The following is a 14,733-nucleotide window of genomic DNA, read 5'->3' as shown; positions in this document are numbered from 1 at the left end:
AGGGTCACACCAACTTAATGGCACTGCCATCAAGGATTCGATGAAGCAGGAAGGAAACGTCAAACTCTCTATCAATCAGGCTTTCGAGGTCTGTGAGTAAGTTTGAGTAAGTTTTCCAGAACGGAAACTCAGTTTGAGGATGACGAGTCTTGCAGACTAGATGTAACATTAACGCCTTTTGCTAGGGCAGAAATATGAAACTTCACCTTCTAAGTTCTATTGTCTTATCGACTTTGTTCTGTATAGCTGCTCCAGCGATCGCCTACAATCCCCAACACTTAAGAATTTTGCTACAAACAAGAGAATGCCGGGGGTGCGACCTCAGCGGTGCGCCTCTGGGTCGGATGGATCTTAGGGATGCGGATTTGCGTAATGCTTATCTTGCAGATGCTGATTTGCAAGGAGCTAACCTGTCGGGTGCCAAACTTGTTCGTGCCGATTTGACTAATGCTAACTTAAGTCGGGCTTATTTAGTAGGTGCTGACCTCAAACAGGCTTTTCTCACTCACGCTGACTTGCGAGGTGCTGATATGAGACTCTCTCGCTTGAGTTTTGCCGCTCTCGGTCATGCTGACCTCAGTAATGCAGACTTAAGCGGAGCTGAGTTGACGGGTACGACTCTTCGAGAAGCTAACTTAATTGGAGTGGATTTAACGAGAGCAATTCTCAAGAAAACTACAATGCCTGATGGCAGAATTCGCGATTCTGAGGATTTCCGGAGATAGCGATCGCCAGAATATTCCCACTCAGTCCTGTACGCATTTGCTCATAGTTGGTGAGTAGGAAGTGGGAGTCATGTACCTCATGCGGCTGCAAATCCCGATAACCTGATTTCCTTATGGCTTGTAGAGGCGTTCTATACTACGTCTCTACAATAGGACGCCCCTCTCTAAACGAAATTTATCAGAAAAATCGTGACTTTTCCCCTTGTCATGCTTAAATCCTGTATCTAAAGAAATAATTAAAAGTCGAACAGAATCTTAAAAATAGTCGTTAAATATTCTTCAATAAATGTATATAAAGGCCATCTCTTTAGTGAAAAATAATTTTTAGTGACGGCGCTGGAGACAGCAATCTTCTGCTATCATCCGAATGGTAGGGTCTGATATCAAAGACTTATGCCAAGATAATGATTGGGGATCATTGCTTTTAGCAAAATTACCCGAAATCAAATATAACAACCTATGGCTACAGCTTGAGACTGTTTTAGCTGAAGTTTGAGTCCGGAAAATCTGGTTTAAACCAGGTATGTCATAACCAGAGAATGATGCGGTAAAAGTGTCATCGCGGGTGCTAAAGGGCCGATCGCGTCATCCCAGAAACTTGGTTTCTTTCGCTGGATGTGAGGAGATTACGCCTATATGACCCAAAGAAACCCGGTTTCTTACTCCGGATATAGAAAAACAGTCATCATGGGTGCTGGTTTTTGCCATTGTCTTTAAAAACTGAGTTAATTGAGAGATTTCAAAATGCAAACAGTACAAAAGATCCGCTGCCCCAACTGTGGCAATCACGGAGAACGTCACTACCTTTCTATCAGTAAACTTATCTCAACTCAATGTCATGCTTGCGATTATTTGATGGTGACTTGTTCTCAAACTGGAAAAGTGATCGAGGCTTACGCGCCAGGTAGATATGCCCGCCGATAGTTGATTTTGTTGCTAACTTAATATATCGAAAACCCTATCCACTTATGCAAATGGGTAGGGGTTTTAAAATTTGAACATCATTTTCTGGTTGACGCCCTACATCCCTCTTTCCCTTCCCATTTCGCTCTCCCTCTGGCATAAGGTATCAAATCATTGACAATCTTATTTGCTGTGCTAAGAAAGATGTCAGCATAACACAAGTAAATTTATGATTGACCAGGGCAGAGAGGTGAGGGTATGGCTTCAATTCGGACTTGTGCCTTTTTTCTCTTTTCTGCTTTAACAGGAGCGATCGCTCTTGCAGCACCAGCTATCGGACAACCGATCGTCCCAGCGGCAGACGGGACTGGCACTGTAGTTACCCCTCAAGAAAATCGTTTTGACATCACGGGTGGCCAAAGATCTGGGGATGGTGCCAACCTATTTCATAGTTTCACCGAATTTGGTCTCAATTCCGGCCAAGTTGCTAACTTTTTGTCCCGACCCGATATCCTAAACATCTTAGCGAGGGTAAACGGCGGTAACGTTTCTTATATTAACGGCCTTATTCAAGTTACGGGTGGTAATTCCAATTTATTTTTAATGAATCCATCTGGCATTGTCTTTGGTGCAAATGCCAGTTTAAATGTGCCTGCTGCTTTTTTGGCCACTACAGCCAACGGTATTGGTCTCGCACCCACAGATATGCCAGGGAACGTCAACTGGTTTAGTGCAGCTGGGCCGAATAATTATGCAGTGCTGGTAGGAACGCCTTCAGCTTTTGCCTTTACGATGCAGCAGCCCGGAAGCATTGTCAATGCCGGTAATTTGGCAGTAGGTATAGGGCAAGATCTCACTTTACTGGGTGGTACAGTTGTCAATACCGGGCAATTATCCGCACCTGCTGGCAATATTACTCTAACGGCGGTGCCGGGGCAAAGCTTTGTGCGTTTGAGTCAACCCGGTTTTGTGTTGAGTTTGGAACTGCAACTATTAGGAAATAGCGGTACTTTACCTAATAATTGGACGTTGCCGATCGCATCCTTGCCGCAAATGTTGACCGGAGGAAGTGTCGGTCATGCTACGGGAATATCCGTAAATAAAGATGGTAGCGTGCAACTAACCGGTTCGGGAATTACCGTACCAACACAGGGAAGTAGTGCGATCGCATCCGGTACGATCGACGTATCCGGACAAACCGGAGGCAGAGTACAAGTTTTGGGCGATAAAGTCGGTCTTGTCAGTGCTGATATTAATGCCTCTGGTACTTCTGGCGGCGGCACTGTTTTGATTGGCGGCGATTACAAAGGTTTGGGTGCAGTTCCGAATGCTTCTCGCACTTTTATTAGTAATGATTCTACCATTGCTGTTGATGCTTTAGTCAATGGCAACGGCGGTCGGGTAATTGTCTGGGCAAACGAGATTAACCGGACTTTTGGCAACATTACTGCTCGTGGAGGTATTTTATCGGGAAATGGAGGTTTTGTCGAAGTATCCGGTCGAGAATTTTTGGACTTCAAAGGAAATGTTAATACTTTAGCTCCCCAGGGTAATCCAGGGATGCTTTTACTCGATCCTACAGATATTATTGTGCAAGCTTCTACCGGAGATTTTGTCGATCTGACGGAAGTAGATGAATTTGCCGATCCGGACAAAGGTGGAAATACGATCGGCGTTGACTTGATTAATAATGCCAGTACAAATGTAACGCTACAAGCAACCAATAATATTATCTTTGATAGTGGCGCTCCCGTTAATATTACCACTCCAGGAGTGGGATTGAATGCGTCAGCGGGTAACAATATTACAGTCAAAGATAGCATTACGACAAATGACGGCAATATCAGCCTGACTGGAAAAACAGGAGGCGTGTTTATTTATGCACCCCTCTTTTCAGGTAAAGGTAGTATTAATATCAATGGAACTAACAGTAGTTCTTGGGGAATAAAAGTCGATCCAAGCGTATCGATATCATCAACAACCGGCAATATTAACCTCAACGGCAGTAGCGATAGTGCCGAAGGTATCCGCATAGATGGAACGCTCTCGTCAACAGGCGGTGATATCAACCTGATCGAAAACAGCACGACAACTGGCACGGGTGCCAACGGCATCTTTGTCAACTCGGCAATTAGTTCGGGAGGTGGAGATATTTCCCTCACAAGCGACAACAACAATATTAACGTAGGAGTTTTGAATTCTACTTCTGTTGGTGATGCTGGCAACATCAACATCACTGCTTCTATGGGTAATATCAACACAGGTGGTATCAATGCTGTGGGAGGTATCACATTAGGTAACGGCGGCAATATTGCTCTGACTGGAAATAGCGTTACCACAGGAAATATCAATGCTTCTGCTGGCACTATGGTTGATAGCGGCGGTCAAATTGTTATTAATGGTTCCACCAATATCACTACGGGTAATATTACCTCTAATGCTAACTCTAGCGGTGGAAATATCGCCATCAATGGCCCAGTAACTCTGCTAAACGATCTCTTTATAAATACAGGTTCAAATACAGGCGATATCTCTTTCAATGGCACAGTAGATGGTAGCCATTTTTTGATGCTTTCGGCAGGAAGTAACGGTACAATTCGGATAAACGGTAATGTCGGCCAATCAATTCCTTTAGTTGGATTGGACTTTGCTAGCGCTCTGAATATTGAATTTTCAGGTCAGATATTTCCTACACAAAACGGCCTTACTTTTAACAGCGATGTTAATCTTATAGGCAGTACAACTTTTGATGGAGGGACGGGAACAATAACATTTAATAAAAGCTTGAATATATCTGGTTATTCACTCACTTTAACGGCAGATGAGATCAACTTTTTTGGGGGTGTAAATTCCGTAAGCGGCAGTGGCTATTTGACATTTCAGCCATCAACAGTAAACCAAAATATTGTGCTTGGTGGCAATAGCAATATCGATCCAAACAGTTTAGAAATAACGTCAGAAGACATCAAAGCTTTGCAACCGAATTTCTTCACCACAATTATAGGAAGGGAAAATAGCAGCGGTGCTATTACTATGGCTGGTGATGTCATATTTAATAGCTTTATTACTTTGCGATCGCCTGGGGAATTTGGCTCGATAAATACTAACGGTTTTAATGTTGTAGGAACAAATAACGCCACCATTTCGTTTTACGCTAACCAAAATATTACTACTAATAATATCACCAATCCCGGTGGAGTAATTGAAATCAGCAGTATCGCTGGTAATATCGATACCACTGCCGGAAATTTAGATACCAGTTCTAGCAGTAATGGAGGCAGGATATACTTATATGGACCCAAAGGCATCGCTACTGCAAACCTTTATTCCCGGTCTACTGGTAACGGCTATGGGGGAAATATTGCTCTCATTAGCGACTTAGGAATTATTAACACCAAAGCTGGTATTATTGATTCCAGTTCTATTGCAGGTAATGGGGGTACGATCCTACTCCGTGGCAATGCAGGTGTCATCGCATCATCTGTGACTTCTGGCAGCAGCAATAGCACTACAGGCTCTGCTGGTAATATTACCATCGCCAGCCAAAACGGTGCAATTACGGCTACTTCGATTAATGCTAATACCTCCAACGGTAACGGTGGCAATGTTGAAATCACAGCCTTTAGTAATATTACTACTGACTCTGTTGAAACGGGCATTTTGACAGCAGGAAACGGCGGCAATATTACAGTTAAAAGCGATAGCAGTGCTATTACTACAGGTAGAATTGTTACTCAAGCAAATGCGGGTTATGCTGGTAATATAAGTATCACTGCGCCAGGTAATATTGACACAAAAGAAATTATTGCTGCTGCTGAAAATTCTGTTTTTCACAATGGCGGTAGAATAGAGATTATCAGCACTGGTGGCAGTATCAACATTAACAATAGTCTGGCAGTTGCGATCGATACCTCTACTACAAACAATAACTCTACTGCCACAGGTAACGCAGGTGCAATTAATCTGCAAGCCGAAGGGAATATTAATGTAGGCGGTAATATCGCCGCGAACGTCAAAGGTACTGGCACAGGTGGCGATATTATACTTAACAGTAACACTGGCACGCTCGCTGTCGGCAATTTAGATAGCAGTTCCAGTGCAGGAAATGCAGGTGCGATCGCACTTACTGCCATCGGTAATATTCAAACAGCTAACCTTACTTCTGGAGTTGATACCGGTGCTAACGCTGCGGGCGGTAACATCACAATCATCAGTAAAAATGGCACAATTACTTCTAATTTAATTAATGCCAACGGTGGTTTTAGTAACGCTGGCAACATCGAAATTACTGCCTTTGATAAGATTACTACAGGTGACATCAAAGCGCAAGTGATTTCCGCTGGCAATGCCGGCAGTATTAATGTCACCAGCAGCAATAGCGAGATCGCAACTAACGGGATTTTTGCTTCAGCTAATGCTGGCAATGGTGGCAACATTACCCTGAGTGCGCTGGGGAATATTACTAGCAAGCAAATAGTTGCTTCGGCTGTCAATACTACGACTGAAAATGCCGGAAATATTCAAATTACCAGTACCACTGGAAATATTGAAATTACCGATATGACGCCAATTGTAATAGATACCTCTACTACAAACAATAATTCAACTGCCACAGGTAACGCAGCTGCAATTAATCTGCAAGCCGAAGGAAATATTAATGTAGGCGGTAATATCGCTGCGAACGTTAAAGGGACTGGTACAGGCGGCGATATTATACTTAACAGTAACACTGGTACTATAAATGTCGGCAATTTAGATAGCAGTTCCAGTGCAGGAAATGCAGGTGCGATCGCACTTACTGCCATCGGCAATATTCAAACAGCTAACCTTACTTCTGGAGTTGATACCGGTGCTAACGCTGCGGGCGGTAATATCACAATCATCAGTAAAAATGGCACAATTACTTCTAATTTAATTAATGCCAACGGTGGTTTTAGTAACGCTGGCAACATCGAAATTACTGCCTTTGATAAGATTACTACAGGTGACATCAAAGCGCAAGTTATTTCCGCTGGCAATGCCGGCAATATTAATGTGAACAGCAGCAATAGCGAGATCGCAACTAACGGGATTTTTGCTGCGGCTAATGCTGGCAATGGTGGCAATATCAGCCTGAGTGCGTTAGGGAATATTACTACTAAGCAAATTGTTGCTTCTGCTGTTAATGCTACAAGTGAAAATGCGGGAAATATTCAAATTACCAGTACCACTGGGGATATTCAAATTACTGATATTACGCCAATTGTAATTGATGCTTCTACTGCTAATAGTGACTCTACTTCTACGGGTAATGGGGGTGCAATTACTCTGCAAGCCGAAGGAAATATTAATGTTAGCGGTAATGTAGCGGCGAACGTCAAAGGAACTGGCACAGGCGGTGATATTACTTTCAATAGCAACAGTAGCACTATTAATGTTGGAAATTTAGACTCCAGTTCCAGTGCAGGAAATGCAGGTGCGATCGCACTTACCGCTAATGGCAATATTCAAACAGCTAACCTTACTTCCGGAAGCGATATCGGCACTAACGCTGCTGGCGGTAACATTACTATTTCCAGTCAAAATGGCGCGATTAACTCTGGCTCAATTAATGCCAATGGCGGCTTTAGTAACGCTGGCGATATCGAACTTACTGCCTTCGAGCAGATTAGCACAGGTAACCTAGAAGCGCAAGTATTTTCATCTGGTAATGCTGGAAATATTATCGTCACCAGCAACAATAACAGCATTACAACCGACAGTATTTTTGCTTCGGCTAATGCAGGTAATGGCGGGAATATTAACTTGATGGCGTTGGGGAATATTAGCACCAAGCAAATTCTTGCTTCGGCGGTTAATGCTACGATTGAAAATGCTGGCAATATTCAAATTAGCAGTACGACTGGCGCGGTTACACTCGCAGATACCACCCCAAACGTCATCAATTCTTCTTCTACAAACAATGACTCGACTGCTAGGGGTAACGCAGGTGCAATTAATCTGCAAGCCAAAGGGAATATTAATGTGAGCGGTAATATCGCTGCGAATGTCAAAGGTACTGGCACTGGCGGCAATATTACACTTAACAGTAACACTGGCACGCTCGCTGTCGGCAATTTAGATAGCAGTTCCAGTGGGGGAAATGCAGGTGCGATCGCACTTAAGGCCAATGGTAATATTCAAACAGCTAACCTCACTTCTGGAGTTGATACCGGTGCTAACACTGCTGGCGGTAATATCACAATTATCAGTAAAAATGGCGCAATTACTTCTAGTTTAATTAATGCCAACGGTGGTTTTAATAACGCTGGCAATATCGAACTTACTGCTTTTAATAAGATTACCACAGGTGACATCAAAGCGCAAGTGATTTCCGCTGGCAATGCCGGCAATATTAATGTTATTAGCAGCAATAGCAGCATTACAACTAACGGTATTTTTGCTTCAGCTAATGCTGGCAATGGTGGCAATATTACCCTGAGTGCGCTAGGGAATATTACTACTAAACAAATTTTTGCTTCGGCTGTTAATGCTACGACTGAAAATGCTGGTGCAATTCAAATAACGAGTACGACTGGCAATATTGAAATTACAGATACCACTCTCAACTTAATTGATGCTTCTACTGCTAATCATGACTCAACTGCGACAGGTAATGGGGGTGCGATCGCACTCAACGCACAAGGTAATATTACGGTAGGTAATGTTTCCTCTAGTGTGAAAGGTACTGGTAGTGGCGGAAATCTTACTTTCAACAGCAATAAAAGTACTATAAATGCTGGCAATTTAGATTCCAGTTCCACTACAGGAAATGCAGGTGCGATCTCGTTAACTGCTCCTACCAGCATAAGCGTAGCAATTATCAACGCCAACGGTGCAATTGGAACGGGAAACGTAAGTTTGAAAAGCGATGAAATTAACTTAACTGGTAATATTTCCACTCAGGATAAAGTCACAATCGAACCGTTTACTGCCAGTCAGGCAATCGCTTTGGGAGGAAAGGATAGCGAGAGTACCGCTACTTTAGATCTTACCAGCACCGAACTAAACTTTCTGCAACCGGGCATATCAGAAATTATTATCGGAGTTGCAAACGGCACCGGTACAATTACACTGTACGATACAGCCACTTTCAATGCTCCCGTAAACATTGCAGGCGGTGCAACTCTTATTGGTAGCAATAAAGATACAAATTGGAACATCACAGGCGCTAATTCTGGCAGTCTCAGCGGCTATCCCAACGGCTTTACATTCAATAATATAGAGAACTTAATCGGCGGTAGTGCAAGCGATATCTTCCAATTTAAAAATGAGGTTAATTTCAGTGGTACGATCGATGGAAATCTTGGTAGCGACACGCTCAATTACTCAGATTTTACTACTCCTGTAACAATTAATTTAGGAGCTATTGGCGGTGTAAGTATTGAAAACATCGTCGGTACAACAAAAGCGCCCAGTACTCTAGTTGGCACAGATAACAATAATATCTGGAACATCACAGGAATTAATGTCGGTAATTTCAATGGCAACCTGAATTTCAGAGATTTTCAAAATATCGTAGGCGGCAAATTAGACGATACCTTCCAATTTGCGATCGGTGCCAATCTGAGCGGTAATATAAACGGACAAACTGGCAATCTCACTTTAATCGGAGATGAAATCGACTTTGGTGGAAATCTGATCGGCACGGGTAATTTAACCCTTCAGCCTTCGACTCCCAGCCAAAACATTCAAATAGCCGATGCAGATAGCGGTAGCAGCAGTATTTTAGATTTGACGACGAGCGAAATTAGTCGATGGGAAAATATCTTTACCTCTATCACTATAGGACGAAATGACGGTAATGGAGTCATTACATTTAACAATTCGATCGCATTTAAAAATCCAGTCACAATTCAGTCTCCCAATGGCTTAATTGCAGTCAACGCTCCTATTATAGGAACCGAGAACGCTTCAATTGCTTTAATTGGTACAGCTAGCTTAAATGCAGATATTAGTACTGCCGAACAAAACATTAATATAAACGGTAATACTTCCATTGCTAATAACGTTACCCTCAGCACTGGCTCTACATCTGGGGGTGACATTACCATCAATGGCACTACTGATGGAAACGGAAACCTTATCCTAGATGCAGGTACGGGAAACATTATTTTTAACGGTAATGTAGGCAACAATACTCGTTTGGGCAACCTGACTATCAACAGTGCGAATAATGTCCAAACAAGTGCGATCGCAGCCGCTAGCATTACTCAAAACGCGGGCGTCGGTACTACTACTTTCAACGGTACAATTAACACAAATACCTTAAGCGGTATTAATCTCACAGGTAATAACTTTACTATTAACAGTCCTCTCACTACTACAAACAAAGGCGCTATCATTATCAACAACAACGGCACTCTAAATATTGCCCCAGCAGCCGATTTGGATTTGGATGCCGATTTCAATCAAATTGGCACTGGAGAGGTATCGATCGCAGGCAATATTACAACTGCCAATCGAGATATTAAATTTAACGGCCCTGTCACGATTGACGGCAATATCAATTTCAACTTGGGAACTGCTAAAATTAGCTTTGGCTCAACCTTGGCAGCAGGCAATTACCCGCTAACTTTAACCGCAAATGAAATAGATTTTACAGGCGATGTTACAGGTACTAATAAATTAGTACTGCAACCAACAACACCAGATCGAAATATTGCGATCGCATCTGCTAACGACACAAACGCACTAAATTTAACCGCATCTGAAATTAGTGCCTTGCAATCCGGTTTTACTTCCATCATTATCGGGCGCAGTGACTCATCAGGCGCTATTAATATAGGAGATCAAGTTACTTTCAACGCGCCAGTAACAATTCAGTCTCCCACTGGTACCGGAACAATCACAGCTACAAGCGATCTTACAACTAATGGTTCGGCAATTGAATTGTTAGCAGCAGATAATATTGTAACTAGCAATATTATGACATCGGGAGGAAACATTAACCTCACTAGCAATAAGGGCACAATAAGTGTAGGCAATCTCAATACCAGTTTATCAAATGGAAATGCAGGAAACGTTCAATTAAACGCTAATGGCAACATTATTAGCGGTAATATCATCGCTAAATCCGATACGCTCGCAGGTGGAAATATCACCCTAAATAGCAAAGCTGGATTTATAGAAAGCGGCAATTTAAATAGTTCTGGAAATACGCTAGGAGGCTCGATCTCCCTCATCTCTCCCATCCAAATTACCGCCAGACAAATAAACTCTAGCGCCAGCATCGGAAAAGCAGGTAACGTTACTCTCGATCCTCAAGGAGATATCCAAGTTGAATACATTAACGCCCAAGGAGGAAGTCAAGGTACTGGTGGAACGATCGATATTTCAACCCAGCGGTTTTTCCGCGCCCAGGGTACTTTTATTGACAGAAATGGTGTAAATGCTAGTCTTTCCACTGCTGGAGGAACGGGAGGAGGAGCGATCGTTATTCGACATGGAGGAGGGTCGAACACACCTTTTAATGTAGCCGGTGATGCCACAAAGAACGGAACAGTCGGCAACATCACCAGTGGGTCAGGAGAAACTGTGCGATCGGGCTCTTATTTGGGCCCTTTCATTCAGGGTCGGACGCAAGTCATCACTCAAGGATCATCGGAAACACCCACTCCACAAACACCCACTCCGGAAACACCCACTCCGGAAACACCCACTCCGGAAACGCCCACTCCGGAAACACCCACTCCACAAACACCCACTCCGGAAACACCCACTCCACAAACACCAACTCCACAAACACCCACTCCGGAAACGCCCACTCCACAAACGCCCACTCCGGAAACACCCACTCCGGAAATACCCACGCCACAAACACCCACGCCACAAACGCCCACGCCACAAACGCCCACTCCGGAAACGACACTATCGTCATCCGATCGAACTAGAATATCAACAGATCTCGGAACTCCGCCGATACAGCCAGACAATAACGGTGCGATCGCCAATAGTTCTGTGGATAAAATTCCTATACTGCGCGAAAACATCATCACCGCTCTTCAAAGAGGTCAGTTCGATGTATTTGTACCTCAAATTGAGCAGCTGAGGCAGCAGGAATATGAGAATTATTTTGGCGAAAATCTACCTGTAAACAATCCAAATTCTCTTTCCCTACCACATATTCAGAACATTCTTAAACAAATATCTCAAACGACAGGTAAAAAGCCAGCTATTCTTTATGTATTTATACAACCAGAACAATTAGAAATTGTCTTGGTGATGCCATTTGGCAAACCCATTCACCGCAGCATACCAGAAGCCGATCGCGATACTTTGCTCAAAGTGGTTGCCGATTTTCGCTCAAAAGTAACAGATCCCAATGAAATTAATACAACTTCCTACCTTAATTCAGCCCAGAAACTTTATCAGTGGCTGATTGCACCGCTCGAAGCCGAACTGCAATCCCAAGGTATAGAAACTCTCGCCTTCTCTTTAGATTCAGGTCTTAGAGCAATACCGATAGCCGCCCTACACGACGGGAAAAAGTTTTTAGTAGAAAAGTACAGCATCAGCCTAATTCCTAGCGTTAATTTGGTCGATACCAATTACCGAAACATCAGAAACTCTCAAGTTTTGGCAATGGGAGCCTCAGAATTTAGCGAATTAAGTCCTTTACCAGCTGTACCAATAGAGTTATCGACCATCGCCAAAGAACTCTGGCAAGGCAAATCTTTTCTCAATGAAGGATTTACATTAGCAAATCTCAAATCCCAACGCTCTAGCGATCCCTTTGGAATTATTCACCTAGCAACCCACGCAGAATTCAAGCCAGGAAAACCAAATAATTCTTTTATCCAACTTTGGAACTCCCAACTTAAATTGAATCAATTGCGGGATATGGGATGGAACAAACCACAAGTCGAGCTGTTAGTATTGAGTGCCTGTCGTACAGCTTTAGGAGATGAAAACGCCGAATTGGGCTTTGCAGGCTTAGCTGTAGCATCTGGCGTGAAATCTGCTTTGGCGAGTTTGTGGTACGTGTCCGATCGCGGCACTTTGGCACTGATGACAGCATTTTATCAGAACTTAAAATCTGCGCCTATCAAAGCAGAAGCGCTCCAGAACGCACAAATCGCTATGATTAAAGGTGTCGTGCGTATTGAAGATGGTGAAGTGCGCGGACTCGATTCTCAACCTGAAGGAGTCCCTTTGCCACCAGAACTAGCTTCTCTAGGAAATCAAAATCTCTCCCATCCTTACTATTGGGCAGGTTTTACGATGATTGGTAGCCCTTGGTGAGAAAGTCAAAAGTTAAAAGTTAAAAGTCAAAACTTGAAAAAGTCAAAAGTTACTTCTTTTTGTTGTCTTTAGATTTTACTATCATGGCGGCAATAATATTCATCAATTCATTTGTCTCATTCAAGAGGGGTATCAATCTGTTTTCAGGAATTACAGCCGTTCCCTCTGTAATGAGGTACACCCTAGAAACCCGGTTTTTTGGAAAAACCGGGTTTCTCTGTTTCTAACTGTACCTCATAACAGCGCAAAGCGCTGTATATTAGCAGCAACAATAACCTTTATCCAGTACCTAGTTTCTCTAGCTTCTTTCGGAGCAATTTCTAGTTTATGGATAAAATCAGCCGTACTTTGTGCGGCTCTTGATTCTTCGACATTCGCACCTATAGAAGTTCCCGATCGAATCAGTTGCTTTGCTAATTCCCTTGCAGAGCCTGGTTTTTCACTTAGGAAATTGCAAAGATTGACTATACGAACAGAAAACTGGAAAGTTCTCTCACAAATATCAAAGGGTTTATCTGACATAATTAATCTGTCCTTATCATCCGCTCATTTTGACTTTTAACTTTTAACTTTTAACTTTTGACTTTTGACTTTTAACTTTTGACTTTTGACTTTCGCAGTTGTCCGCAAGCAGCATCAGCTTCCAATCCTCGCGAATAGCGCACGCTAACGGCAATATTGCGCTTTTTTAGGACAGCAACAAAAGCTTGAATTCGTTTCGCATTCGGGCGTTGATAGTCAGCTTCTTGAATGGGATTGTAAGGAATCAAATTAACGTGACTTTGAAAACCTCGCACTTGTGCGGCTAATTCTTCAGCGTGTTCTGGTAAGTCATTTACTCCCGCTAGGAGAATGTATTCAAATGTCAATCGGCGACCAGTAATTTCTACATATTGCCGACATTCTGCAAGCAAAGCTTCTAATGGATAATGTTTGGCGGTGGGAATTAGCTGTTCTCGCAGTTTTTGATTGCCAGCGTGCAAGCTAACTGCTAAAGTCACTTGCAGTTGATATTCAGCCAATTGGCGAATGCGATCGCGAATTCCCACAGTCGAAACAGTCATCGATCGCTGTCCGATCCCCACATCTTCATTCAGCGATTTAATTGCACCCACAACATTTTCCAAATTTAATAAAGGTTCGCCCATACCCATAAAGACAATATGGCTGACTCGCCGTTGAAAGTCTTCCTGCACAGTCAAAACTTGATCGATAATTTCGTGACGTGCGAGATGGCGGGTAAAACCTCCCTTCCCAGTCGCGCAGAAATCACAAGCCATCGCACAACCGACTTGCGAAGATACGCAAACGGTGAGGCGTTTTTCTGTGGGAATACCGACAGTTTCTATAATGCGATCGTCTGCCAATCTCAGCAGATATTTAACTGTGCCATCGGGAGCCACAGAGCGATAGTGCAAAGTCGATCGACCGATACTTACATCAGCTTGAACTTCCCGCCACTGTTTCGGAAATACGGAAATATCCCCGATATTTCTCACACCTTGTTGATAAATCCATTGGTGCAACTGACGACCCCGATATGCCGGTTGACCTTGCTGTTGTACCCACTCCGTTAATTGTGCCAAACTTGCCCCCAGAAGTGGAGCGGGAGAGTGGGGGAGTGGGGGAATGGGGGAGTGGGGGAGAATTTCTCCAGACTCTAGATTTTTACCTAAATCTTTGTTTACTTTGCTTTGTACCATAATAATTCTCATAGGTGTCCTGTATGAGCCGATCTTATCACTGCCAGATAATACCTAATCCGCTTCAATTAGCCTCTCCCTCCTCCCCTCTTCCCCTAGTCCCTTCTCCCCTCTTCCCCTCTTCCCCTAGCCCCTAGCCC

Annotated in this window: 4 protein-coding genes and 1 pseudogene; 3 read left to right on the top strand and 2 right to left on the bottom strand. The window is 43.3% G+C overall.

Annotation, left to right across the window (positions count from 1 at the left end):
* The first annotated feature begins 194 nt into the window (after positions 1 to 194).
* The 3 genes from H6G03_RS34370 to H6G03_RS34360 all read left to right on the top strand — a co-directional run bounded on the left by H6G03_RS34370 (position 195) and on the right by H6G03_RS34360 (position 12,890).
* Positions 195 to 725 carry a pentapeptide repeat-containing protein gene (locus tag H6G03_RS34370; RefSeq protein WP_190474928.1) on the top strand — a complete coding sequence of 177 codons (531 nt, stop codon included), beginning with the start codon at positions 195 to 197 and terminating at the stop codon, positions 723 to 725.
* A gap of 744 nt (positions 726 to 1,469) precedes the next feature.
* The gene (locus tag H6G03_RS34365; RefSeq protein ID WP_190474926.1) at positions 1,470 to 1,649 is read left to right on the top strand and encodes a replication restart DNA helicase PriA; all 180 of its coding nucleotides are present in this window, start codon (positions 1,470 to 1,472) and stop codon (positions 1,647 to 1,649) included.
* Between the two features lie 237 nt (positions 1,650 to 1,886).
* Positions 1,887 to 12,890: a CHAT domain-containing protein gene (locus H6G03_RS34360; RefSeq protein ID WP_190474923.1), complete on the top strand. Its 11,004-nt coding sequence runs from the start codon at positions 1,887 to 1,889 to the stop codon at positions 12,888 to 12,890.
* Between the two features lie 264 nt (positions 12,891 to 13,154).
* Here the strand turns inward: H6G03_RS34360 and H6G03_RS34355 are convergent.
* Positions 13,155 to 13,412 (bottom strand): annotated as a pseudogene (locus tag H6G03_RS34355) (four helix bundle protein); the annotation flags it as partial.
* 71 nt (positions 13,413 to 13,483) lie between these two features.
* Entirely contained in the window at positions 13,484 to 14,593 is a 1,110-nt protein-coding gene (gene rlmN, locus H6G03_RS34350; protein ID WP_190474919.1) for a 23S rRNA (adenine(2503)-C(2))-methyltransferase RlmN, read from the bottom strand.
* Positions 14,594 to 14,733: the final 140 nt, after the last annotated feature.

The organism is Aerosakkonema funiforme FACHB-1375 (assembly GCF_014696265.1).
In the GTDB taxonomy this organism is placed as follows: domain Bacteria; phylum Cyanobacteriota; class Cyanobacteriia; order Cyanobacteriales; family Aerosakkonemataceae; genus Aerosakkonema; species Aerosakkonema funiforme_A.
Note: the sequence above shows the minus strand (reverse complement) of the source record. Positions and strands in the feature narration are given on the sequence as shown.